The organism is Martinezella sp. CNPSo 3795, assembly GCF_057784475.1.
Genome location: NZ_JBXSOQ010000004.1, coordinates 218,841 through 242,541, shown reverse-complemented (window position 1 = coordinate 242,541; position 23,701 = coordinate 218,841). Strand labels below are relative to the sequence as shown.

General features: G+C 59.5%; 18 protein-coding genes and 1 riboswitch. Of the genes, 9 read left to right on the top strand and 9 right to left on the bottom strand.

Features of this window, described 5'->3' with window-relative positions; all coding sequences use genetic code 11:
• Positions 1-72: 72 nt before the first annotated feature.
• Positions 73-438 (top strand): nuclear transport factor 2 family protein, encoded by a 366-nt coding sequence (locus AC13QY_RS14525; protein WP_488493620.1) that lies wholly within the window; start codon positions 73-75, stop codon positions 436-438.
• Positions 435-1,238: a helix-turn-helix domain-containing protein gene (locus AC13QY_RS14520; RefSeq protein WP_488493619.1), complete on the top strand. Its 804-nt coding sequence runs from the start codon at positions 435-437 to the stop codon at positions 1,236-1,238. The genes AC13QY_RS14525 and AC13QY_RS14520 overlap by 4 nt, the downstream gene beginning before the upstream one ends.
• Positions 1,239-1,251: 13 nt before the next feature.
• On the opposite strand, the gene cobO is transcribed toward AC13QY_RS14520, so the two are convergent.
• From cobO to cobU, 5 genes are read right to left on the bottom strand one after another with little or no spacing between them, the layout of a single operon-like run.
• Positions 1,252-1,896: a cob(I)yrinic acid a,c-diamide adenosyltransferase gene (gene cobO / locus AC13QY_RS14515; protein ID WP_113333029.1), complete on the bottom strand. Its 645-nt coding sequence runs from the start codon at positions 1,894-1,896 to the stop codon at positions 1,252-1,254.
• Complete coding sequence (locus AC13QY_RS14510) at positions 1,893-2,492, bottom strand: dimethylsulfonioproprionate lyase family protein (RefSeq protein WP_113333028.1); 600 nt, start codon at positions 2,490-2,492, stop codon at positions 1,893-1,895. The genes cobO and AC13QY_RS14510 overlap by 4 nt, the downstream gene beginning before the upstream one ends.
• The gene (gene cobN / locus AC13QY_RS14505; protein ID WP_488493618.1) at positions 2,489-6,478 is read right to left on the bottom strand and encodes a cobaltochelatase subunit CobN; all 3,990 of its coding nucleotides are present in this window, start codon (positions 6,476-6,478) and stop codon (positions 2,489-2,491) included. Before cobN ends, AC13QY_RS14510 begins: the two co-directional genes overlap by 4 nt.
• Before the next feature lie 9 nt (positions 6,479-6,487).
• Positions 6,488-7,537 carry a cobalamin biosynthesis protein CobW gene (gene cobW / locus AC13QY_RS14500; RefSeq protein WP_113354627.1) on the bottom strand — a complete coding sequence of 350 codons (1,050 nt, stop codon included), beginning with the start codon at positions 7,535-7,537 and terminating at the stop codon, positions 6,488-6,490.
• A gap of 5 nt (positions 7,538-7,542) precedes the next feature.
• Entirely contained in the window at positions 7,543-8,067 is a 525-nt protein-coding gene (gene cobU, locus AC13QY_RS14495) for a bifunctional adenosylcobinamide kinase/adenosylcobinamide-phosphate guanylyltransferase (protein WP_113354552.1), read from the bottom strand.
• Positions 8,068-8,208: 141 nt separating this feature from the next.
• Positions 8,209-8,608, bottom strand: a riboswitch (cobalamin riboswitch).
• 179 nt (positions 8,609-8,787) lie between these two features.
• On the opposite strand from cobU, the gene AC13QY_RS14490 reads away from it, so the two are divergent.
• Positions 8,788-10,584, top strand: a complete 1,797-nt coding sequence (locus tag AC13QY_RS14490; RefSeq protein WP_113390287.1) for a chloride channel protein — start codon at positions 8,788-8,790, stop codon at positions 10,582-10,584.
• Here the strand turns inward: AC13QY_RS14490 and AC13QY_RS14485 are convergent.
• Positions 10,581-12,035: a cobyric acid synthase gene (locus AC13QY_RS14485; protein WP_488493617.1), complete on the bottom strand. Its 1,455-nt coding sequence runs from the start codon at positions 12,033-12,035 to the stop codon at positions 10,581-10,583. The two genes, AC13QY_RS14490 and AC13QY_RS14485, sit on opposite strands and share 4 nt — an antisense overlap.
• Positions 12,036-12,270: 235 nt before the next feature.
• On the opposite strand from AC13QY_RS14485, the gene AC13QY_RS14480 reads away from it, so the two are divergent.
• From AC13QY_RS14480 to bmt, 5 genes are all read left to right on the top strand, one after another.
• Positions 12,271-12,414 (top strand): hypothetical protein, encoded by a 144-nt coding sequence (locus AC13QY_RS14480; RefSeq protein ID WP_173002442.1) that lies wholly within the window; start codon positions 12,271-12,273, stop codon positions 12,412-12,414.
• An 811-nt stretch (positions 12,415-13,225) separates the two neighbouring features.
• Positions 13,226-14,224: an ABC transporter substrate-binding protein gene (locus tag AC13QY_RS14475; protein WP_069613157.1), complete on the top strand. Its 999-nt coding sequence runs from the start codon at positions 13,226-13,228 to the stop codon at positions 14,222-14,224.
• Positions 14,225-14,471: 247 nt separating this feature from the next.
• Positions 14,472-15,383, top strand: coding sequence for an ABC transporter permease (locus tag AC13QY_RS14470; protein ID WP_113333022.1), 912 nt, complete (start codon positions 14,472-14,474; stop codon positions 15,381-15,383).
• Complete coding sequence (locus tag AC13QY_RS14465; RefSeq protein WP_145632748.1) at positions 15,376-16,428, top strand: quaternary amine ABC transporter ATP-binding protein; 1,053 nt, start codon at positions 15,376-15,378, stop codon at positions 16,426-16,428. Before AC13QY_RS14470 ends, AC13QY_RS14465 begins: the two co-directional genes overlap by 8 nt.
• 165 nt (positions 16,429-16,593) lie before the next feature.
• Positions 16,594-17,607 carry a betaine--homocysteine S-methyltransferase gene (gene bmt, locus AC13QY_RS14460; protein ID WP_145632745.1) on the top strand — a complete coding sequence of 338 codons (1,014 nt, stop codon included), beginning with the start codon at positions 16,594-16,596 and terminating at the stop codon, positions 17,605-17,607.
• 115 nt (positions 17,608-17,722) lie between these two features.
• Here bmt and glf read toward each other — a convergent pair whose 3' ends face one another.
• Positions 17,723-18,898, bottom strand: coding sequence for a UDP-galactopyranose mutase (glf, locus tag AC13QY_RS14455; RefSeq protein ID WP_145632742.1), 1,176 nt, complete (start codon positions 18,896-18,898; stop codon positions 17,723-17,725).
• Positions 18,899-19,024: 126 nt separating this feature from the next.
• On the bottom strand, positions 19,025-20,164 hold the full coding sequence (locus AC13QY_RS14450; protein WP_113390291.1) for a DUF707 domain-containing protein: 1,140 nt from the start codon (positions 20,162-20,164) through the stop codon (positions 19,025-19,027).
• Positions 20,165-20,539: 375 nt separating this feature from the next.
• Between AC13QY_RS14450 and AC13QY_RS14445 the strand changes: the two genes are divergently transcribed.
• Positions 20,540-22,426: a glycosyltransferase gene (locus AC13QY_RS14445; RefSeq protein ID WP_145632738.1), complete on the top strand. Its 1,887-nt coding sequence runs from the start codon at positions 20,540-20,542 to the stop codon at positions 22,424-22,426.
• Between the two features lie 93 nt (positions 22,427-22,519).
• Here AC13QY_RS14445 and AC13QY_RS14440 read toward each other — a convergent pair whose 3' ends face one another.
• Positions 22,520-23,509, bottom strand: a complete 990-nt coding sequence (locus AC13QY_RS14440) for a glycosyltransferase family 2 protein (protein ID WP_162748865.1) — start codon at positions 23,507-23,509, stop codon at positions 22,520-22,522.
• Positions 23,510-23,701: the final 192 nt, after the last annotated feature.

The window sequence follows — 23,701 nt, the reverse complement described above, 5'->3', positions numbered from 1 at the left end:
ATTGATAGTGCTTCGGTACGCGCCGATGATCGCTCTGCCTGAACGGTTCAGGCGATCCAAAGGAGTTGACCGATGACTGATGCGAACACCATCGCAGACCGCTATATCGCCATCTGGAATGAGGCCGATACCGACCGCCGGCATGCGCTCATCGCCGAGGTATGGACGGAAGACTGCAGCTATGTCGACCCGATGATGCGCGCGCGCAATCGCGAAGAGATTCACGCGCTGGTTACGGCGGCGCACGAGCGCTTCCCGGGCTTTCGCTTCACCCTCCTCACGAACGGTGATCGCTACGGCGACCATCTCCGCTTCTCGTGGGGTTTCGGCCCGGCCGATGCCGAGCCGCTGATCAAGGGCACGGATTTCGCAATTCTAGAAGGCGAACAGCTGAAGTCCGTTCACGGCTTCATCGACCAGCTGCCGGCCGCCGCATGATGAACCCGGCCCGCTCTCTCGGCGACCACCTGCGCGAATGGCGGCAGCGCCGCCACCTGAGCCAGCTCGAGTTCGCCCTTGAAGCCGATATATCGCAACGGCATCTGAGCTTCATCGAGAGCGGGCGGGCGCTCCCAAGCCGCGAGATGCTGATGCATCTCGCCGAACGGCTCGGCGTTCCCTTGCGCGAACGCAATCCGATGCTCCTGGCGGCTGGATTTGCGCCGGTCTTTCCGGAGCGCAAACTGGACGACCCCGCGCTTGCTCCGGCACGCCATGCCATCGACATGCTGCTGAAGGGGCACGAGCCCTTCCCAGCTCTGGCCGTCGACCGGCATTGGACGCTGATCGCTGCCAATGCCGCCGTGGCACCATTGCTTGCCGGCGTAACGGATACCTCGCTGACCGAAGGGCCGATCAATGTCCTGCGGCTGAGCCTACATCCGCATGGCCTGGCGCCTCGGATCGCCAATCTCTCCGAATGGCGTGCGCATCTGCTGGAGCGCCTGCGCCAGCAGATATCGGCAACCGGCGATCCCGTGTTGACAAAACTGCTGGCGGAATTATCCACCTATCCCGCACCGGCTGCGCCAAAATCGACGGCTCCGGAACGGGATTTCGCCGGCATTGTCGTGCCGCTGGAGCTTGTCACCGATACGGGACATCTCTCGTTTCTGTCCACAACGACCGTCTTCGGAACGCCTGTCGATGTCACCCTGTCGGAGCTGGCGATCGAATCCTTCTTTCCCGCAAACCCGCAGACGGCGGAAAAACTGAAGACGATGCTGCCGGGCGGTTGACAGCCGCCCGCGATCAGAACTCGACGCCCGGCTGCCCTTTGATACCCGAGCGGAAAGGATGCTTGATCAATTCCATCTCGGTCACGAGATCGGCAATCTCGATCAGCTCTTCCTTGGCGTTGCGGCCCGTCAAGACGACATGGGTCATGTAAGGCTTTTCGTTCTTGAGGAACTCCAGCACCTCGTTGATGTCGAGGTAATCGTAACGAAGCGCGATATTGATCTCATCCAGCAGCACCATGGAGTTGCGCTCATCGCGGATCAGTTCCTTGGCCTTTTCCCAGGCAGCCGTGGCCGCCGCAACGTCGCGGGCGCGATCCTGCGTCTCCCAGGTAAAGCCTTCACCCATCGTATGGAACTGGCAGAGGTCGGAGAAATGCTTTTCGATCAGGTCGCGCTCGCCGGTCCACATGGCGCCCTTGATGAACTGCACCACCGCGCTCGGCTTTCCATGGGCGATGTGGCGGAAGATCATACCGAAGGCGGAGGAGGATTTTCCCTTGCCCTTACCTGTATGGACAATGATCAAGCCCTTCTCGTCGGTCTTGGTCGCCATGATTTTGTCGCGCGCGGCCTTCTTCTTGGCCATCTTGTCGGCGTGACGGGCATCGTCGTTCTTCGGCACGCCCGCACCGGTTTCGGCCAATTCGTCGCTCATTGCATTCTCCCTGATATTATCGATTTCTGTGCCAGCGGCCCGCCACGCCAGATGTAGAGCGCGACAAGCGGCTGATCTTCCGTGCGCATCGCGTGGCGGATATTCGAGGGGTGATGGATGATCTCACCCGACCAGCGCGGCAGGAACAGTTGGGCATCCTTGCTCCACAGCGAGCCGTCGGTCAGAGGAATATAGATTTCCTCCGCCTCGTGATGATGATCCGGATAGTGCACGCCGGGACCAAGCAAGAGAAAACCGCCGGCCATTTCTTTGTTTGTGAAATGCCCGCGCGTGCCAAAAAGCTCGACCCAGCCGTATCTCTCGAGGAAATCCGCGCCGAAATCGGTGATGCTGTAGGTCTGTGCCCAATGCAGTTCGTCCGCGGCTTGAAAGAGCCTGCCAAGCAGCACGCCTTCGGCCCCATCGCGAGACCGATCATGTTTTCGAAGATAATCGACGACGGGCAAGTCCTGCGGCACGAGCAAGCGCTTCTTCATCGACCAGTCGAAGCCTTCAATGAAATGCCGTAGCACTGGATCACTGCGCGATTGCAGATAATCCCGAAAGGCAGTCAGAAGCTCGCCGACCGTACTCATACCGCCGCCTCCCGGCCCTCCTTCAGGCTTTCCAAATCGAACCGCGCCGAATTGCTTCTCGGTGTCCAAAGCTGGCGATCGATCGCCTCGAGCAGACGTTCTCGCATCTCCCTGAGTGCAGCCGGATTCTTCTCTGCCATGAAATCACGCACGCGCTGATCGATAACGAAGGCCTGATAGACGGCCTCGAAATGATGATTGCGGACCGCACCGGTCGTCGCTGCGAAGGCAAAGAGATAATCTACCGTTGCCGCAATTTCGAAGGCGCCCTTGTAGCCATGGCGCATGATGCCCTCGATCCACTTGGAGTTGACGACGCGCCCGCGCACCACCCGACCGATCTCCTCTTCAAGCGAGCGGATTACAGGCTTTTCCGGCCTCGAATGGTCGTTATGATAGATCGAGGGACGCGCGCCGCCAAGCTGCTCGGCCGCGGCTGCCATGCCGCCCTCGAACTGATAATAATCGTCGCTGTCGAGCAGATCGTGCTCGCGATTGTCCTGGTTCTGCACGACCGCCTGGATCGAACGCAAACGCTCTTCGAAGACGCCCCGCTCCGCCCTGCCCTCCTCGCCGGCGCCATAGGCATAGCTGCCCCAGACGAGATAGGCCTCCGCCAGATCCGCGCGCCGCTCCCAGCCTTTCTCATCGATCAGCGCCTGCAGACCAGCTCCATAAGCGCCGGGTTTCGACCCGAAGATGCGATAGCCCGCACGACGACTGGCAGACGCGGTGTCCAACCCGGCGACCTCAAGCCGCGCGATCTCGCCGCGCATACGCGCCGCAATCGGATTATCCGTTGCATCCTCATCGAGCATGCCGACCGCGCGGACTGCCCTATCGAACAAGGCGATCTGCTCGGGAAACGCATCACGGAAAAAGCCGGAGATGCGCAGTGTGACATCGACTCGCGGCCGCCGGAGCATGGCAGGCGGGATGATCTCATAGCCGGTGACGCGGCGTGAGGTCATGTCCCAGACCGGCTTGACACCAATCAACGCCAGCGCCTGCGCGATATCGTCGCCACCCGTGCGCATGTTCGATGTGCCCCAGGCTGTCATGCCGAAGGAAACGGGCCATTCGCCATGATCCTGAACATAGCGGCGGATGAGCAATTCGGCCGATTTCCTGCCGAGCTCGTAGGCAGCCGGCGTCGGAACCGCACGGCTGTCGACCGAATAGAAATTGCGCCCCGTCGGCAGAACATCCGGCCGGCCACGGGTCGGTGCGCCGGATGGGCCGGGAGGTACGAAACGACCGTCGAGGCCTTTGAGCAGAGCTGCGATTTCCGCGTCGCCGCAAGCGAGGATGGAAGGCTGGAGCTTCGAGCCAATCTCGCCGAGAACCATGCGAGTGTTGGGCCAGTTCTCCGGGCAGGCCGTTTCGCCATTCACGAGCTTTGCGGCCAGGAGTTCGATGCGTTCGACGGTATCGCCTTGGGTACGCCAGGAGGCACCCGAGACATCTTGGAGGATTGTGGGACGCGAGCCGGTCCATTCGGCGGCCATGTCGCAATCCAAGGGGTCGAATGGCTTGTTCGGAGGGATACCCCCCTCTGTCAGCTTCGCTGACATCTCCCCCACAAGGGGGGAGATTGGTGGGAGTATGCCGCCCGTCTCTCCTGCCCCTTTATCGACAACATCAGCGGATTCGATCTTGGTTTGATCCGAGGAAGCTCCGCGGACCACCGATCTCCCCCCTTGTGGGGGAGATGTCGCGAAAGCGACAGAGGGGGGTGCCGCACCCTCCCTATGCTCTGCACCCACGAACGCATCTCGAGCAATCGCCCGCTGCAGACTCTGATCGCCACCCTCGCCCAGCCCGCGCGGCACCCTTGCCAGCGCCACCGTCAAATCCGTCAACAACCGCCCAGCGGGCGAGACGCCGAAAATGTGCAACCCATCGCGGATCTGCATTTCCTTGAGGTCGCAGAGATAGGCATCGAGCTTGCGCAAGGCCTCGTCTTCGCCCTCGCCCTTGGCGATGCCGGCATCCTGATCTAGCCCGATATCGGCGACGAGATCGAGGATCTGTTTACGCAGCAGACGGATGCGGCGGGGATCGCCGCCGGAAGCCTCGTAATATTCGTCGACCAGCGCTTCCAGATCCTTCAGCGGGCCATAGCTTTCGGCACGCGTCAGCGGCGGCGTCAGGTGATCGATGATGACGGCGCTCGTGCGGCGCTTGGCCTGCGTGCCCTCGCCGGGATCGTTGACGATGAAGGGATAGAGGTTCGGCAGTGGTCCGAGGATTGCTTCCGGATAGCAATTTTCCGACAGCGCCAACGCCTTGCCCGGCAGCCATTCGAGATTGCCGTGCTTGCCCATGTGAATGACCGCATGCGCATCGAAAGAGCGGCGCAGGAAGGCATAGAAGGCAAGATAGCCGTGCGGCGGCACGAGATCGGGAGAATGGTAGCTCTCCTTCGGATCGATATTGTAGCCGCGCGCCGGCTGGATACCGATAAGCACGTCGCCGAAGCGGGCGAACGGCAGAGCAAAGCCGTCACCAATCGCGTAAGGATCCGCCGCCGGCCCGCCCCAGCGCGCCGTAATCTCATCCTGAATCTGTTTAGGAAGCGACGAGAAGAAATCCTCGTAATCGCTGAAGGAAAGCCTCTCGCGGACCATGCGGCCGTCATGCCCCGAATTTGTCGGCCCTTCCGCTAGGTGCCGCATCAGCGCGTCGCCATCGGCAGGCAGATCGGCAACGCCGTAACCGGCCGCCCGCATCGCCTTCAGCACTTCGATCGTGCCGGCCGGCGTATCGAGCCCGACGCCATTGCCCAGGCGACCATCGCGATTGGGATAGTTCGCCATGACAAGCGCAACACGGCGATCGCCGGGCGGCGTATTGCGCAGCCGCGCCCAATTGGCCGCAAGCCGCGCCGTATAGCGCATGCGATCCTGAAGTGGCTCGCTGGCAACGATATTGGCCTCGACCCTTTCATCATAGCGGGCCGCAGCCTTGAAGGACACGGCGCGGGCGAGAACGCGCCCGTCGACCTCGGGGAGCGCCACGTTCATGCCGAGATCGCGCGCCGAAAGCCCCTGCGAAGATTCCTCCCACGCCTCCTTCGGCGACGCCGAGAAGATGGCTTGCAGAACGACGGCATCGCCCGTTTCCAGCACCGTCGCCTGACGATCTGCACCGGGTGCCGAAACGGCAAAGCCCGTGGCATTGATGACCACGCCCGGTTTCAGCTCGGTAAAGACACTTTCGAGAATACCGACCGACACGGCGTCCTTGAGGCTATAGGCAAAGACCGGCAACGGCCGCATGCCCTCAGCGATAAGCGCCTCTATCATGGCTTCGACAGGTCTGGTTTCACCGCTCTGAACCAACGCCCGATAGAAGGAAATCGCGACGGTCGGAGGTTCGAATCCTGCAGGGATCACCATCTCCGCTTTGGAGACTCTCCTCCACTCCTCGACGCCGATCACGCCCCGCCCTGGCCACCAGATCCCGGCCTTCATCAAGGGTACGGCGGGCATCGGCTTCTCGGCGCCTGAGAGCATCGCCTCGGCATAGGCGAGAAACGCCCGCGAATTCGCCTCGCCGCCCTCGATCAGATAGGACCAGAGCGCATTGAGATCATCGAGTGCGACGTTGGAAAATGGCGTTAGCCCGGGATCGGGTTTCGAATCTCCCGGCAGCACCGCGATCAAGGCACCCTGGCGCGCTGCACAGGCATGCAGCGCTTCCAGCGCATAGTGGAAGTAGCTTGCTCCTCCGAGCGCCCGCACGATGATGAGCTTCGCATACCGCGCCGTTCTGTCAATATAGGTATCGACGGACATCGGATGCTTGAGGCTCATCAGGCTTGCAAGCCGAAGGGAACGGCCGCCCTCTCCGTGGGCTGCGGCAATCGCCGCAAGCTCGGTATCGGCGGCCGACAGAAAGAGGATATCGCCGGGCGACTGCCCAAGGTCGATCGCCTCCTCTCCGTCGCTGATGGTTCCCTTTTGGGCTAGAAGGAGGTGCATGGACGTCCCTTAGACCAATGCTTCGATCGCCTTGCGAACGATCGTCTCGTCCATCTCGTGCAGGCCGATCACGACAAGCCGGGTCGCGCGGGCTTCACCCGGCGTCCAGGCGCGATCGAAATAGGTGTCGATGCGGCTGCCGACGGCCTGAAGCTGCAGGCGCATGGGCTTGCCGGGGACATCGACGAAGCCCTTGAGGCGCAGCACATCATGCTCCGCAATCACGCCCTTCAGCGCATCGACGAAGGCGGCCGGATCGGCAATCGGGCCGAGTTCGACGACGAAGCTGTCGAACTCGTCGTGGTCATGCGGCGTGCCATCCTCGTGCTCCAACTCGTGGTGAGATTTGCGGTTGACGATATCGTCTTCCGTGCCGATCCCGAGGCCGAGCAGGACAGTGGCGGGCACATCGCCGTTCTTGGCCTCGATGATTGTCGGCTTGCGGGCGGTGCGCGAGGCTACTTCGGCGCGGACGCGGCCGAGACCATCAGTGTCGATCAGATCGGTCTTGTTGAGCACGATCAGATCGGCGCAGGTCAGCTGATCCTCGAACAGTTCCTCGATCGGGCTTTCGTGATCAAGCGAGTCGTCCTCGACGCGAGCAGCCTCTACGGCGTCGTGATCGTCGGCGAAACGGCCGGCGGCAACAGCCGCGCTGTCGACCACCGTGATGACGCCGTCGACGGTGACATGGGTGCGAATGTCAGGCCAGTTGAAGGCGGCAACCAGCGGCTGCGGCAGGGCAAGGCCTGATGTTTCGATGACGATATGATCCGGGCGCGCATCGCGCTCCAGAAGCTTCGTCATCGTCGGGATGAAGTCGTCGGCGACGGTGCAGCAGATGCAGCCATTGGTCAGCTCGATGATGTCATCTTCCGTGCAGTTCTCCGCACCGCAGCCCTTCAGCACGTCGCCATCAACGCCGAGGTCGCCGAACTCGTTGATGATCAGCGCGATCTTCTTGCCGCCGGCATTCTGCAGGAGGTTGCGGATCATCGTCGTCTTGCCGGCTCCCAGGAAGCCAGTGATGACGGTGGCGGGAATCTTTTCCTGGTTCATATGGATCAGCCCTTCATTTTCAGCGGCAAGCCCGCTGCGATAAAATAAACTTCGGCACTCGCCGCCGCGACCATCTGGTGCAGGCGGCCGGCATGATCGCGAAATTCGCGCGCCATGCGATTTTCTGGTACGATTCCCAAGCCCACCTCGTTGGAGACGAGAACGAGCCTTGATCGCGCAGTCGGCAGAAATGCAGTGAGAGCGGCAAATTCTGCCGCCATATCCCGCTCGGCCATCATCAGATTGGTCACCCAGAGCGTCAGGCAGTCGATAAGCACCGCCCGCCCCTCCGCGTCGATAGCGGCAAGCTGCCCGACGAGATCCATAGGCTCCTCATGCGTCTGCCATAGATCGCCGCGATCGGCACGATGCTTGGCGATGCGCTCGCGCATCTCGTCATCCCACGCCCGCCCTGTCGCCACATAGTGACATTCGAGGCCGGTATCCGACACCAGCGATTCTGCAAACCTGGATTTGCCGGAGCGCGCGCCGCCAAGAACGAAGACCGCTTGGGAAATCGAAGACGACATGCGTTATGCCCGCTCTCGAGCAAAAGCGAGGGTCGGCAGCACGTCGCTGGAACCGGGAAACAGGCGCCTACACGCCGAAAACTCGTCTTGCGCCATGACAACCTCCGTGCTGGCAGCGGAACTCGCGTCCCAAAACAGGCTCTGCGCCCGGCACGCATGGCAGGTCTCCTGGCTCGCGGATGAGGCGACGCGACGGGGGCGGACCGAAACCGGTCGCCCCCGATCGTGCGCCAGCGGATCTTTCTCACCTTCCCGGCAATGCATCATGAAAAGGCGGACGATTCGTAGAATAAGAGGCGTCCAGCCCCGGTTAATCATGATGCCACACCAGTGGCTTTTTCGATTTGCGCCTGCCTCGCCCCCGTTCGCCCCATGCGAACCATCGACGAAATAGACTTCAAACCGAACGAAAGACCCTGACCGCTCTACAGTCGCGGGGTCGGCTGTGATGAGAACGCCCGGATTGGGTCCGCCCCTTCACATTCCCTTTTCATCCCATGCGGCAGATCGCCGCTCAGGAACCATTCGTTATGCCGCAATGATTAGGCTTTCACTGAGTTCAAGTCAATCAAGGGCATGGATGCGACCTGCGCCATCCTGATTGCGAATTCGGTTGAAAATTCCCATAAAACCAGCGGCTTTTTTGCCGTATTTCTTTGATGTTAGGAGTTTATAGAAGGTAAGCCCTCACATTCGAGCAAAACGTATCGTCCGCTTCCAATGCTGCAGAAATTCCAACCGCGACGTCTCGGCGTCTTCTCGGTCCTATTCGATCTCGGTCGCTTCAGGGCATTGCTGCGCCGTGGCGAGCTGGGACTTGTTTTTGCCGGCGCGCTGGTGGGAATAGCGTCCGGCTGTGCCGTCACCGCGATGAGCTATATCTCGCGCAAGCTTCACAGCGTCATCTACGGTATAACCGACTACGAACGCTTGAGTTCGGCAGCAATGGCGATTCCCGACAAATCGGTGTTGTTCATCGCACCGATCGCAGGCGGCATCATTCTCGGCATATTGCTCTACATATTGTCGCGCACGCGCAAGAAGCCGATGGTCGACCCGATCGAAGCCAATGCGCTGCATGGCGGCCGGATGTCGCTTACCGACAGCATCATCGTCGCCGTGCAGAACCTGATCTCGAATGGATTCGGCGCGTCCGTCGGGCTTGAAGCGGGTTACACGCAGCTCGCGGCCGGCATTGCCTCCAAATTCGGCTATAAGATGCAGATGCGCCGCGCAGACCTGCGCATGCTCGTCGGCTGCGGTGCTGCGGGTGCTATTGCCGCAGCATTCAATGCGCCGCTCACCGGTGCCTTCTATGCCTTTGAGCTCATCATCGGCAGCTATTCGATCCTGACGCTAACCCCTGTCGTCGTCTCGGCACTGATATCGACGATGATTGCAAGACTGCTTGCCGGCGATGACTTCGCCATCGATATCGATCATTTCGGGGCGATCGTTCCGGCGGATTATCTTCCAGCCATCCTGCTTGGTGCCTTCTGCGCCGGTATCGGCATCCTGATCATGCAGGGCGTCGCCTGGGTCGAAGAATTGGCACGCAAGAGTTCCATCGCGCCGCCTTTCCGGCCCGCGCTCGGCGGGCTCGTCGTCGGAACACTGGCGCTGATTTCGCCGCAGGTCCTGTCTGCCGGGCATGGCGCGCTGCATCTCAATCTGTCTACGGACGTGACGCTGGGCGCCTTGCTGGGTCTATTCCTACTGAAATCGCTCGCCTCCGCAATATCGATCGGCTCCGGCTTCAGAGGCGGCCTCTTCTTCGCTTCGCTGTTCATGGGCGCGCTGCTCGGCAAGATCTTCGCTTATTGTGCACCCTATTTCGATCATGCCACGCTGACGCCGGTCGTCTATGCCGTCGTCGGCATGAGCTCGCTGGCCGTTGCCATCATCGGCGGCCCGCTGACCATGACCTTCCTGGCGCTTGAAATCACCGGGGACTTTCCGATCACTGCCCTGGTGCTGGCCGCCGTCATCACCTCGTCGCTGGTGGTGCGCACGACCTTCGGCTACTCCTTCGCCACATGGCGCTTCCATTTGCGCGGCGAGAGCATCCGCAGCGCCCACGATGTCGGCTGGATCCGCAATCTGACGGTCGCCCGCATGATGCGCCCCGACGTGCACACGGGCAGCATCGACATGAGCATCGAGGAATTCCGCAAGAATTTTCCGATCGGCTCGGCGCAGCGCGTCATCCTGATCGACAAGAACGAGAAATATTCCGGAATGGTTCTCGTGCCCGACGTCTATGCGAGCCCGATCGAAAAGGACGACGAGGAGCACGGCCTTTCCGATTTCATCCGGCTGCGTAACGAATTCCTGCAGCCGCAAATGAACGCCAAGCAGGCAGCCGCGATGTTCGACCAGACGAAGAGCGAAGCGCTCGTTGTGGTCAACGATTTGATCGAGCGTAAGGTCATCGGTCTGCTGACGGAGAGCTATACGCTGCGCCGCTACAGCGAAGAACTCGACCGCCGGCGGCGGGAAGTGTCGGGGGAACTTTAGGCGACCAGACCGTCGAGCCAGGCGGGATCGAGTACACTTTCCAGCTCTGCCGCAACTTCGTCCAGCGCCGCATCGACGCTGGCGCGATAGTTCATGCGCTCGCCGGAAAGACCGAAGCTTGCCAGCAGCTTCGCCCGGTAAGCATCGCTGCCGAAAAGACCATGCAGGTAAGTGCCCATAACACGGCCATCCGGCGATATGGCTCCATCGGGCCGCCCGTCGATCAAGGTCGATGGCCGCTCGCAGTCCGGACCCCGCGTCACGCCAAGATGGATTTCATAGCCCGATAGCGGCACATCATATTCCTTGGAAACGGCAGTGCTATTCCGTACCGTCTTTTCCGGAGCCATTTCCGTCTCGATATCCAAAAGACCCAATCCGGGCGTCTCGGTCACCGATCCCTCGATACCGAGCGGATCGTAAACGGTATGGCCGAGCATCTGATAGCCGCCGCAAATACCGATGACGCGACCGCCGCGGCGCACATGGGCAGCAATATCGCGATCCCACCCATGCTCACGCAGATCGAGGAGGTCACCGATCGTAGACTTCGAGCCAGGTAGCACCACAAGCCCTGCATCGGCGGGCAAACGCTCTCCAGCGCGAACGAAAACCAGATCGACATCGGGCTCGGCTCGCAGCGGGTCAAGATCGTCGAAATTGGCAATCCGCGACAGCACCGGCACGGCGACCTTGAGCGCGCCGGAGGAGCCACGAGCAAGCCGCTCCAGCACAACGGAATCCTCCGCCGGCAGACGCGCCGCCGCCTTCAGCCACGGCACGACGCCATGGCATTGCCAGCCAGTGAAGCCGCCGATGGCCTCTATGCCCTCACCGAACAAGGAGACATCGCCACGGAACTTGTTGATCAGATAGCCACGGATCATCCGCCGGTCTTCCTCCGGCAATATATGATACGTGCCGACCAGTGACGCGATCACGCCGCCGCGATCTATGTCGCCGACCAGCACGACGGGGACATTGGCGCGTGTCGCAAAGCCCATATTGGCGATATCGCCGCGTCGAAGATTGATCTCGGCAGGAGAACCCGCTCCCTCGACGACAACGAGATCGGTTCCTGCCCGCATCGTGGCGAAGCTTTCGAGTACGGCACCGAGCAGCTGCGGCTTCAGCGCCTGATAGTCCCTGCCCTTGGCATGGCCCCAAACCTTGCCCTGCACGATGATCTGGCTGCCGGTTTCCGATTGCGGCTTCAACAGCACCGGATTCATGTGAACCGATGATGGCACCCGCGCCGCAAGCGACTGCAGCCATTGGGCGCGCCCGATCTCGCCGCCATCCTCCGCAACGGCGGCATTGTTGGACATATTCTGCGGCTTGAACGGGCGCACCCTCACGCCTCTGTTTGCGAACAGCCGACACAGACCTGCGACTAATACCGTTTTTCCGACATCGGAGCCGGTTCCCTGCAGCATGATCGCTCTTGTCATTCCCCACCACCTCGATGCGCCACAGCCACTGAAAACGCTAGATTCCGCCTTGATTCTGCCGCGATCCCGGGCCTCCGGAAAGAGCGAGCACGATACAAAAATGCACCACCCCCAAACATGCTCTGTTTGCGACATTGGATGACGATTTCATCCATTGTGAGTTACGCGGAAGAGGATTATCTCCATCGCGAAAACAAACAACGAAACCGGCCGGTCCGGGTCGGAGGATACCCCAATGCTCTTCATCTTCAACAGACAGAATTCCATCCAGATCGCCTGGAATGGCAAGCTTCCGGTTCGCCGCCCGGAGAGCCGCCTGCAGCAGCTCGATACGCGCTTCGGCACGGTTGGCTTCATCCGCACCTATAATGTTGGCTAATAGCGCGTCAAGCCGCTAGCCGACACATGAGAAGCCGCCATGCGATAGCATCGGCGGCTTTATTTTTGATCGTTATCGAGATGGAACGGGTGCCGCTTCGGGCAGATCAAACTGCCTCGTAAAGGCACCCTCTCAAGCGCGAAAACCGCGCGATCCGGAGATCGACGCGGTTTGCCAAAAACGCCGGCTTCCCTGCACATACACCGCAAGGTTCGCTTTCCCCGGTACGCAATACCTGATCCAGGGAAGCAGCGGTATGTCCCCCGCCACGCATCGATTGATAAACGGACATCGTTACTGGAGGGTTATTAAGTGCTTAAATTAGAGTGAATCTGAAAATTTTTTGAAAATTTTCCTCTTTGCGTTGAGAAAGCGTAAACGGCGCAAATAAGATATAAAACGTCTTCCAGGGACGCGAGATTTAAGCGCCATTCAAATCCGTCTGAGCAACAGAGCTTTGAGGAAGCCATGTAATGGACGTTTTGCAGCCACGAATGGCAGAAAACAGGCTAATTCAGGCGCTTATTTAAGCTTCTCCAAGAGGCACGATAACGTCCATTACCCGATGGGCTGTTGATTTCTTCATCCAAATCCTTACGCTGATTGATGTCGATGCAAAGAATGCCCGGCCGCGACAGAATTCGGCGGTCGCAAAAAGACCAAATGCACGACAGCAGCAAAGGGGACCGTACGGGCGTCGTCAGCGGCGTATGAACGGTTGCAATCAGACCGCGCTGACAGGGGATCGACAGAAATCGAACGCGTTGGAGTCGATTTCCGCAACGTAACGAAAAATTGGGAGACGATATCAATGAAGAAGCTTCTCGCTTCAGCCATTTTTGCATTCGGCGCCTATGCTTTGGCTGGCTCGGCGCAGGCCGCAGATTGCGGCAGCGTATCCATCGCTGAAATGAACTGGGCATCCGCAGGCGTTGCCGCGCAGGTCGACAAGATCATCCTGCAGAACGGTTACGGCTGCAATGTCACCCTGGTAACCGGCGATACACAGCCGACCTTTACCTCCATGAACGAAAAAGGTCAGCCTGACGTCGCACCCGAGCTTTGGGTCAATGCCGTGCGCACCGCGCTCGACAAGGCCGTATCGGAAGGCCGTCTGATCGTGGCTGCACCGCTTTTGAGCGATGGCGGCGTCGAAGGCTGGTGGATTCCGAAGTTCGTCGCCGACGCGCATCCCGACATCAAGACCGTTCAGGACGCGCTGAAGCATCCTGAACTTTTCCCGGCCCCGGAAGATCCATCCAAGGGCGCCGTCTATGACTGCCCGGCAGGCTGGAACTGCCAGATCTCCACGACCAACCTTTACAAGGCTCTCGGCGCCGACAAGCTCGGCTTTACTCTCGTCGACACCGGCTCGGCCGCAGGTTTGGACGGTTCGATCGCCAACGCCTTCGAAAAGAAGACCGGCTGGCTCGGCTACTACTGGGCCCCGACCGCGATCCTCGGCAAGTACGACATGGTTCGTCTGAGCTTCAACGTGCCGCACGACAAGAAGGAATGGGATGCCTGCACGTCGCAGCAGGACTGCGCCAATCCGAAGGTGAACTCCTATCCGGTTTCGGATGTCTACACCGTCGTCACCAAGGACTTTGCGGCCAAGGCCGGCATTGCCATGGACTATATGAAGACCCGCAAATGGGATAATGCCACGGTTGGCAAGGTTCTCGCCTGGATGACCGACAATCAGGGCACGAACGAGGACGGCGCCAAGTACTTCCTCAAGACCTACCCCGATATGTGGACCAAGTGGGTTGCCCCGGACGTTGCCACCAAGATCAAGGCTTCGCTCTAATCCATGCTGCGGAATCGGCGGCGGCCTTGTGCCTGCCGCCGATTTTACATTCGCACAGTGCAACCCGAATGACCCTCATACCGACAGAGTGACATGGCGCAAGGTCGCAACGAGTGCAGATTGATGGTGGCGAATATAGTAAGAATGCAGGGGCAGCCTGAAGAACCGGTCGCAGCGCTGCAAGCCATCCACGCGTGAAGGCCACATGCGTGGAGCGGGACAAAACCGGACTAAGAAGGGGAAATACATGGCTATCCAGTGTACGATCCTGCCGAATGTGCTCTGCAACTTTCCGGCAATAGACGAGTCAATCATCCGCCTCGCACGCAAGAATATCGATGACGGCTTCAGGGCGTCCGTACGCGCCTACGGCACGCTCATCGACGCCATCGTGCAGCCGCTGCAATGGTTTCTGAACTATCTCGAATGGGCCTTCACCAATACGCCCTGGTTCATCGTGCTCATCGTCATGATGCTCGTCGTCTATGCCGCGAGCCGCAATCTCAGAATTGTCGCCGGCACTGCGATCTCCATGATCCTCATCGGTGTCTTCGGCCTCTGGACCGACACGATGGTCACGCTTGCCATGGTCACCGTCTGTACGCTCATCGCCATCGTCATCGGCCTGCCGATCGGCATCCTGATGGCGCGTTCGGACCGCCTGCAGTCGATCGTCAATCCAATCCTCGACGTCATGCAGACCATGCCGAGCTTCGTCTATCTCATTCCTGTCGTCGTCATCTTCGGCATCGGCAAGGTGCCAGGCCTCATCGCCGTCGTCATCTATGCCGTGCCGCCCATGATCCGCCTGACCAATCTCGGCATCCGCCTCGTGGACAAGGAGGTGCTGGAAGCCGCCGACGCTTTCGGCTCATCGCACCGCCAGAAACTCTTCAACGTGCAGATACCACTCGCGCTGCCCACCATCATGGCCGGCATCAATCAGACCATCATGATGTCGCTGGCCATGGTCGTCGTCGCCTCCATGGTTGGGGTCGGCGGTCTCGGCAAGAACACGCTGCAGGCGATCAACAATCAGTTCTTCACCGTCGGCTTCCTCAACGGTTTCGCGCTGGTCGCCATTGCCATCATTTTCGACCGTACGAGCCAGGCCTATGGCAGAAGGCTCCAGAAGCACTCGGAGGTCATCCATGGCTAGTCACGCGATCCAGATCAAAAGCCTCTATAAGATTTTCGGTCCTCGCGGACGCGATTATATCGATCAGGTCAAGAACGGCTTGGGCAAGGCCGAGCTCAATGAAACGCATGGCCATGTGCTCGGCCTGCAGGATATCAACATCGATATGCCCGCCGGCGCCATCACCGTCGTCATGGGCCTGTCCGGCTCGGGCAAGTCGACGCTGATCCGCCATATCAACCGCCTGATCGAGCCGACGGTCGGCGAAGTGCTCTATGACGGCGTGGATGTCTGCAAGATGAGCGAAAACGACCTGCGCGAATTCCGCCGCCACAAAACGGCTATGGTGTTCCAGAAATTCGCGCTACTGCCGCACCGCACCGTCATCGAGAACACGATCTACGGCCTGGATATCCAGGGCGTACCGCGCTCCGAGAGCGAGAAGAAGGGCCAGTACTGGATCGAGCGCGTCGGGCTCAAGGGCTTCGAAAGGCACTTTCCGAACCAGCTTTCCGGCGGCATGCAGCAGCGCGTCGGACTTGCCCGCGCACTGACGAACGATGCCGATATCCTTCTGATGGACGAAGCTTATTCGGCGCTCGATCCGTTGATCCGCGTCGACATGCAGACCGTCCTCCTCGATCTGCAGAAGGAGCTGAAAAAGACCGTCGTCTTCATTACCCACGATCTCGACGAGGCGCTGCGCCTTGGCGACAAGATCGCGATCCTGCGCGACGGCAAGGTCGTGCAGCAGGGCACTGGTCAGGAGATCGTGCTGCAGCCGGCCGACGACTATATCACAGCCTTCGTGAAGGAGGTGAACCGCGGTCGCGTCATCCAAGCCCAGACCATCATGAAGCCGCTTGCCGGCGAGCCGGGCGGTGCACGTGTGCCCGGCGACATGACACTGGAAGTCGCCGCCAAGCAGATCACCGAGGCGGGCCAAACCGGAGCCATCGTCATGGATGCGGGCGGCAAGCCTATCGGCACGATCGATCTGCAAAGCATCATCGCCGCCATGGTCACGCCGACATCGCACGAGACGGCAGAGATGGCGGCAGCCTAGCGGCTGATCTTCATCCCAAACGATAGAGCGCCCTCACCGGGGCGCTTTTTTCTGCCGCCATGGCCGTGTCGACATATGGGTAGCCATCTTGTCGTTGTATTCACATAAAGAAATGTTTATATCTGCATTTGATATCCGAACATCCGACGTATCCGAGGACGCACTATGACCGTCGCCACCAATCCGCTGACCGATCTTCTCGCCGAAAAGGGCGTACTGCTTGCCGACGGCGCAACCGGCACCAACCTCTTCGCCATGGGCCTTGAGGCGGGTGAAGCGCCCGAGCTCTGGAACGAACAGCATCCCGACCGGATCACGAAGCTGCATCAGGATTTCGTCGATGCCGGCGCTGACATCATCCTCACCAATACCTTCGGTGGCACCCGTCATCGCTTGAAGCTCCATCATGCGCAGGATCGCGTGCATAGCCTCAACAAGACGGCCGCCGAGATCGCCCGCGCCGTTGCCGACAAGGCCGACCGCAAGGTCATCGTCGGCGGATCCGTCGGGCCGACCGGCGAGTTGCTCATGCCGCTCGGCGCCCTGACCTATGAAGATGCCGTCGCCGCTTTCGTCGAGCAGATGGAAGGCCTACAGGCGGGTGGTGCAGATGTCGCCTGGATCGAAACCATGTCATCGCCGGAAGAAATCCGAGCTGCAGCAGAAGCCGCCGCCAAAGTCGGCCTGCCCTATACCTATACCGGCTCGTTCGACACGGCCGGCAAGACCATGATGGGCCTGCATCCGAAGGATATTCATGCCGTCGCCACCGATATCGGCGCGGGCCCGCTCGCCGTCGGCGCCAATTGCGGCGTCGGCGCTTCCGACATCCTCTCCAGCCTTCTCGACATGACTGAAGCGGATGCTTCCGCGATCGTCATCGTCAAGGGCAATTGTGGCATTCCCGAATATCGTGGCGCCGAAATCCATTATTCCGGCACGCCGCCGCTGATGGCCGATTATGCCCGCCTTGCCCGCGATGCCGGCGCCAAGATCATCGGCGGCTGCTGCGGCACCTCCTGCGGCCATCTCGCCGCCATGCGGGAGGCGCTGGACAGCTACGTAGCCGGGCCTCGCCCGACGCTGGAGACGATCATCGAACGGATCGGTCCCCTGCGCAATAAGACCGCCAACGAAGGCGGCGCGGCCCCGGCTCGCGAACGTCGTCGACGATCCTAAGGAAAAAGAAAGCCCGGTTGCCGGGCTTTCTTTTATCATTCAAGTGCTTCCACAGGGATCTTCCCTCGGCCGCGTCTTCAAAGCATGCCGAAAGTGAGCCGGCGCCTGCAGCCCTCTATTTCTCACCACCGATAGCACGCCCCTCGGTGAAATGCGGGACGATGCGGCTTTCGAACGCCTTCAAGGCCGCGCCAATCGCCTGGTGCATGTCTAGATAACGGTAGGTGCCGAGCCGCCCGCCGAAATGGACATTGGTCTCTGCCTCGGCGCGGTCGCGATAGCGCAGGAAGACCTCCTTGTCCTGACGTGTATCGATCGGATAGTAAGGCTCGTCGGCGCGCTTGGCCGAGCGCGAATATTCCCGCACCACGACCGTCTTCTCATTCTGATAGCTGCGCTCCGGATTGAAGTGGCGAAACTCCAGGATACGGGTGTAGGGGATCGTCTCGTCGGCATAATTCATGACCGCCATCCCCTGGAAATCGCCGGTATTCAGCGTCTCCTTTTCGAAGTCGATGGTACGCCAGCCCAACTCACCCTCGGAATAGTCGAAGTAGCGATCGATCGGGCCGGTATAGACGATCGGCAGATCGGCCGGCAACGAGGATTTCAACGAAAAGAAATCGACATCGAGGGCGATCTGGATTTTCGGATGCTTCAGCATCCTCTCGAAGATCGCGGTATAGCCGTCGACCGGCAAGCCTTCATATTTGTCGTTGAAGTAGCGGTTGTCGAAAGTGTAACGGACCGGCAGGCGCGTGATGATATGTTCGGGCAGGTCGCGCGGATCCGTCTGCCACTGCTTGGCCGTATAGCCACGAATGAACGCCTCGTACAAGGGCCGGCCGATCAGCGAAATCGCCTTCTCTTCCAGATTGGCCGGATGACGGCCGGCCATTTCTGCCGCCTGATCCGCAATCAGGGTCTTCGCCTGGTCGGGCGAAAGGCGCCGGTTGAAGAACTGCGAGATCGTTCCGAGATTGATCGGCATTGAATAGACCTGATCGCGGTAGGTCGAATAGACGCGATGCTTATAGTCGGTGAAGGCCGTAAATCTGTTGAGATAGGTCCAGACCACTTCGTTCGGTGTATGGAAGAGATGCGCACCATAGCGGTGAACCTCGATCCCGGTCTCGCCATCGAACTCGCTATAGGCATTGCCACCGATATGGCTGCGCCGGTCGATCAGAAGCACGTTCTTCTGGAGCTCGTTCGCGACCCGCTCCGCGATCGTCGCGCCGTAGAAGCCGGCACCGACGATCAATAAATCTACCTTGGAAAAATCGATCATGCTCTAAAACTCTCGCTACCACCAAATCTCGGTCGCGGCTGCAATCGAAGGTGCCAAACGGAATGGGATATATCAGGGTGACGGCGGCGCGGATCTGTCGGCAGCACTTGGAAAAATCCAGGCACGCTACCAGACGCCAGCATATTTCAGCGGCGTATATTGATACGTCCTGAAGAGTGCAGCCTGTTCTTCCACCGCTGCATTGACGTTGTAGGTCGCGCCCAGCGGCCGCGTGTGAGCGACGGAAATGGCATCGATAATCGCCATGCGCGCCGCCGGCCGCCCGAGGAATGACGGCCAAAGATGATCGAGACCGTATCCGGATTCGACATCCTTCATGGACTCGATGCAGATTTGCAGCGCACGCCGCGAGAAGACCGGGCACATGATTTCGACGAAACCCTCGAAACGCACGACGCTGTTGGGTCGCTGAACCGTCAAAGGATGATTGGGATAAGAGCCTGGTCCTTTTTTGAGGGACGGCTGCGCCAGATCCAGACCATGCTTGTGCGACAGGTGGAACATCCTGTTGATGTCCTCGCCGTCGCACAGCAGATCGTCATCCGGCAGCCAGATTCGCTCATAATTCCAAAGCGGGCTGCCTTGATGGAAGAGGTCGTAGATGATCTTGAACTTCTTGGTCTTCGGCAGATGCGCCAGATATTCGTAGGGGCTATTGGATACTTCCGGCGTCTCGGCACCATAATAGCCGATGCAGAGATCCCAGTTGCGCGAGGCATCATCGATCTTCTCGAACCAGCGCGGATGGAGCGACTTCGAACCGGCGGGCACGACAACGAGATTGGGACGCCTAAGCCCTTCCTGCGGCTGCACGAGGAACTTGGCCTTGCGCTCGACACCTACGGGCGTTGAAAACAGCGGATGCGGTGGGTGATCGGCCGGCACCAGCAGATAGGTGCTATCGACACCTCCAATAACGCCCCGGCCCGCCAATGCCATGAGATTGCCGTCCTCGATATGGGCAGAATCGAAAATGACCGACGGCAGCCCATCTCTGTCGATCAGGCAAAGCCGGCCGGCCATCACATGCCAGAAATCGACGGCGGGATCGAAATAATTGCCGATCATGCCCTCAGGTGCCAAAACCATGAAGCGAGAGAACATCCCGCGGTTGACGTCGCCAAGGCTCCAAAATGTGCCGTTCAACATGTCCTGGGTCAGCGGCGGCGCATCGGACCATTGTATCTGGCTCGCCGGATGCACTTCGTAGGCGGGCTTATGCAAGCTGTTCGCTGCCAATGACATGTGGACTGTTCCCTAATTCCGAACCCCAGGTAACGGCCAGATCCGAGGAAAGCAGTCAGACGACATGGCTCCCGGAGATTCGCTCGCGATCGAGCTCGTTTGATCGGCACTTTGGCCACCATTCCTTTTGCGAAGCTTGTGCAGGAAATCAAAGGCCGCCTGCCGCCCGGAACACCGTCGCCCAGAACGCATTTCGAGCAATCCAGCCTCGCGAAAGTTGGTCGGCATAATCTCGGAGCTGGGATTTCTGTGCGGGGGACAATCGCGCGTTCAGAATATTGCCAAGAACGTCGGTGCTCGGCGGACACGAAGGTCGGTCGTGTCGTCCGTCAGGTCGAGACTAAGAACCACTCGTCTCTTTTACGGTAGCAGAAGATGCATCAGAAGAAAAAGCTGGCCATAATCATCGAAGTCGATAGCTTCATCGGCGACATATTCCAACATCTGTCGAAGACCTACGAAGTCATGGCCATACAGCCGAAGGCTTTCAAGGAGATCGAGACGGCTGTGGAATGGGCCGACATCGTCTGGTTCGAATTCTGCAACGAGCTCTTCGTCCACGCGATCAACCAGAACATCAAGCGGCGCGGCAAGCGTGTCATCGCGCGCTGGCATCGCTTCGAGATCGTCGAATCGAATTTTCCCGATCGTATCGATTTCGGCGCCATCGATGATCTGATTCTGGTGTCCCATGACATGCTGCGTGTCCTGAAACTCAGGGCACCTCAGGTCACCCAGAAAACCCGCACCCACGTCGTGTGGAACGGCCTCAATCTCGACAAGTTTAAGCCGATCCCTTCGCTCGATAAGAAGAAAATCGCCTGGGCCGCCAAGCCCTTCATGCGCAAGAACCAGCCGCTGTTCCTGCAAATCATGCACTCGCTGGTGAAGCGCGATCCTTCCTACACGCTGCATGTGGCCGGCGAACAGGAAGAGTACGTCATGATGCCGTACCTGAAGCGCACGACGGAAAAGCTCGGCCTTACCCGCAACGTCTTCTTCCATGGCTGGCAGCGCAACATGCCGGCGTTCCTCGCGGACAAGGGCGTGATACTGTCGACCTCGGTGCACGAGAGCTTTGGTTATAACATCGCCGAAGCCATGGCTGTCGGCGCCCTGCCGGTGATCCATGACTATCCCGGTGCGGAAGAATTCTGGCCCGACGAAATCCGCTTCTCGTCGGTGGATGAAGCCGTCGAAAAGATCATTGCCGGTCAGACCCATCAATGGACGCAATATGTCCACGACAAATTCCCGCTCGCCAAGCAGCTGCGCGAACTCGATATCGTCATGGGCGACCGGGTGGCCGAAGCACCCAAAATCTTGAATTGGGCATCCCTGGAACAGCAGGCCGGCTCGCCTATGAAGCGGCCCGTTCCACTCTGGCTGGCGCAGCGGCCGGCTGCCACACATCAGGCCCAGCAACCCGCACCTATTCCGCAGGCCATATCGGTGCAGCAGGTTCGCGAAGCCGTGCCGGTTGCCGAGGTGGCGATGCAGCCGATGCAGCAGCCCTATCCGACACAGCCGCGGCCCATCCCGACGCCATCTGTGGAGCGACTTGCTCCCGTTACACCGATGGAACAGCCGATGCGTCGATCGGAAGCTGCGCCTTCCTTTGACTCCACCGGCTATTGGGAAGGCCGTTACCGCAGTGGCGGCAATTCGGGTGCCGGCTCTTATGATGTGCTCGCCAAATACAAGGGGCAGTTTCTAAATAGCTTCGCCCGGAAGAAAGGGCTGAAATCCTTCGCGGAGATGGGCTCCGGCGACGGCAATCAACTGAAATACTTCTCGTTCGACCGCTATACCGGCTTCGACGTCTCCAAGACGGTCATCGAACGCACGATGATGATGTACAGGGATAAGCCGAACTACAATTTCGTCTGGCTGGGCGATCAGTCGCTTGACTGGGAAATGCACGAGGACGCCTATGACTGCGCCTTGTCGCTCGACGTCCTCTACCATTTGGTTGACGACAATATTTACGTCAATTACCTCGACCAGCTTTTCTCTCTGCCGCAGCGCTATGTGATTATCTACGCCTCCAATTTCGACGGCCCGGATATTCGCGGCGCGTCGCATGTCCGGCACCGCAAATTCACGACGGACATCGCAAACCGGTTCCCGCAATGGAGCCTGCTGAAGCTGGTGGAGAACCCATACAAGTTCAAGGAATCAACTGAAGCGGATTTTGCTATCTACAGTCGCGACGAATTCGAGAACGCGCTGGATCTGAGCGAACTCGACGCCATCAGATGAACCAGCCTGAAATGGAAGAGGCGCCGCGGTCGTACCGCGGCGCCTCTCTCTTTTTATTGCGAATACGGCAGGCGAGGAACGTTATCTTAGCCGCTATCTCGGCGTCTTGCCGAGTATCAAATGAGGGGCCTGTTTCAGCCTGAGCGCGATATCCGCAGTCTCGAACGACTGCCTGCGCACGTTCTCATAGTCAGCCTGGCCATACTCTTCATAGCATTGCCGAACCAGAGCGAAGAAGCGCTCCCTGAGATCGAACGGCAATTGCGGGTAGATCCAATCGAGCAAATCGAACTTGCTGCGAAGGAACCACTGGTAATAGGCCTCTTTCATCCGCGGCAGGCGCGCAAACAGCGCTTCCACCTCCGCAAACGCCTTGAAGACCTCGAACCGCTTTTCGGTGAAGACATTAGTCAGCTGCGCCCTGTCCTGATAGACGCGGTGGCCGATGAGATAACGATTCATCATGCCGATCTTCCGCGCGTGCAGATAGATATGCCAGTGAGCATAGATATCGTTATGGACGCGGGTCTCCGAGAAGCGGAGACCCGTTTCCCGACATAGCCTGGCGCTCACGATCTTGTTCCAGGGGAAATTCACGGTGAACAGCAATCGCCCGCACTGGTCGAGCGTAAAAACGCCTATGTCGGTATCGCCGACCAGCTCCCGCCAGGCATCATTGTCGATCGGCAGCATCGGATCGAGACGACCGTTCCTCTCGGTGACGTAGCGATAGCGAAACACCATCACATCGCAGGCATTGGCTTCCATGTGATACACGACTTCATCGATCGAGCGATGCGCTACCATGTCGTCGGCGTCGAGAAAGTAATAATAGTCGCCGTGGGCGGCGGCCATGCCGGCATTCCGGCTGTATCCCGCCCCGCCATTTTGTGGATTGCGCAGCAGGCGCACCCGCTGATCACGCTGAGCATGTCGCTCGACAATCATCGCGGTGGCATCGGGAGACATGTCGTCGACGACGATCACCTCCAGGACGTCACGATTTTCCAGAACCGCGGCAATCGTTTCACCGATGGATTCCTGCGCCTTATAGGCGGGAATGATGACACTGACTTTGCTCACAGGGTCTCCTGATACTGACATGGACGCCAAACCCTGGAGGTATTGGTTGATCCATGTGCCTCGGGCTATCCGGCCATCTTCGAGGAAGAGGCAACCTCGAAAACGGCAATCGCTTCCCGCCGGGATTACGGGATGCGCTGACCGGAGCATAAAGAGCGGAACTTGCACTGAACTGGAGCATGGGCAATTCCC

What these genes read in the sequence shown, in the direction of transcription:
- bmt (WP_145632745.1), top strand. Translation starts at nt 16,594, where the DNA reads ATGACCGTCGCCACCAATCCGCTGACCGATCTTCTCGCCGAAAAGGGC.
- cobU (WP_113354552.1), bottom strand. Translation starts at nt 8,067, where the DNA reads ATGTCGTCTTCGATTTCCCAAGCGGTCTTCGTTCTTGGCGGCGCGCGC.
- cobW (WP_113354627.1), bottom strand. Translation starts at nt 7,537, where the DNA reads ATGAACCAGGAAAAGATTCCCGCCACCGTCATCACTGGCTTCCTGGGA.
- AC13QY_RS14445 (WP_145632738.1), top strand. Translation starts at nt 20,540, where the DNA reads ATGCATCAGAAGAAAAAGCTGGCCATAATCATCGAAGTCGATAGCTTC.
- AC13QY_RS14475 (WP_069613157.1), top strand. Translation starts at nt 13,226, where the DNA reads ATGAAGAAGCTTCTCGCTTCAGCCATTTTTGCATTCGGCGCCTATGCT.
- AC13QY_RS14450 (WP_113390291.1), bottom strand. Translation starts at nt 20,164, where the DNA reads ATGTCATTGGCAGCGAACAGCTTGCATAAGCCCGCCTACGAAGTGCAT.
- AC13QY_RS14520 (WP_488493619.1), top strand. Translation starts at nt 435, where the DNA reads ATGATGAACCCGGCCCGCTCTCTCGGCGACCACCTGCGCGAATGGCGG.
- AC13QY_RS14470 (WP_113333022.1), top strand. Translation starts at nt 14,472, where the DNA reads ATGGCTATCCAGTGTACGATCCTGCCGAATGTGCTCTGCAACTTTCCG.
- AC13QY_RS14525 (WP_488493620.1), top strand. Translation starts at nt 73, where the DNA reads ATGACTGATGCGAACACCATCGCAGACCGCTATATCGCCATCTGGAAT.
- glf (WP_145632742.1), bottom strand. Translation starts at nt 18,898, where the DNA reads ATGATCGATTTTTCCAAGGTAGATTTATTGATCGTCGGTGCCGGCTTC.
- cobO (WP_113333029.1), bottom strand. Translation starts at nt 1,896, where the DNA reads ATGAGCGACGAATTGGCCGAAACCGGTGCGGGCGTGCCGAAGAACGAC.
- AC13QY_RS14465 (WP_145632748.1), top strand. Translation starts at nt 15,376, where the DNA reads ATGGCTAGTCACGCGATCCAGATCAAAAGCCTCTATAAGATTTTCGGT.
- AC13QY_RS14485 (WP_488493617.1), bottom strand. Translation starts at nt 12,035, where the DNA reads ATGACAAGAGCGATCATGCTGCAGGGAACCGGCTCCGATGTCGGAAAA.
- AC13QY_RS14510 (WP_113333028.1), bottom strand. Translation starts at nt 2,492, where the DNA reads ATGAGTACGGTCGGCGAGCTTCTGACTGCCTTTCGGGATTATCTGCAA.
- AC13QY_RS14480 (WP_173002442.1), top strand. Translation starts at nt 12,271, where the DNA reads ATGCTCTTCATCTTCAACAGACAGAATTCCATCCAGATCGCCTGGAAT.
- AC13QY_RS14490 (WP_113390287.1), top strand. Translation starts at nt 8,788, where the DNA reads ATGCTGCAGAAATTCCAACCGCGACGTCTCGGCGTCTTCTCGGTCCTA.
- cobN (WP_488493618.1), bottom strand. Translation starts at nt 6,478, where the DNA reads ATGCACCTCCTTCTAGCCCAAAAGGGAACCATCAGCGACGGAGAGGAG.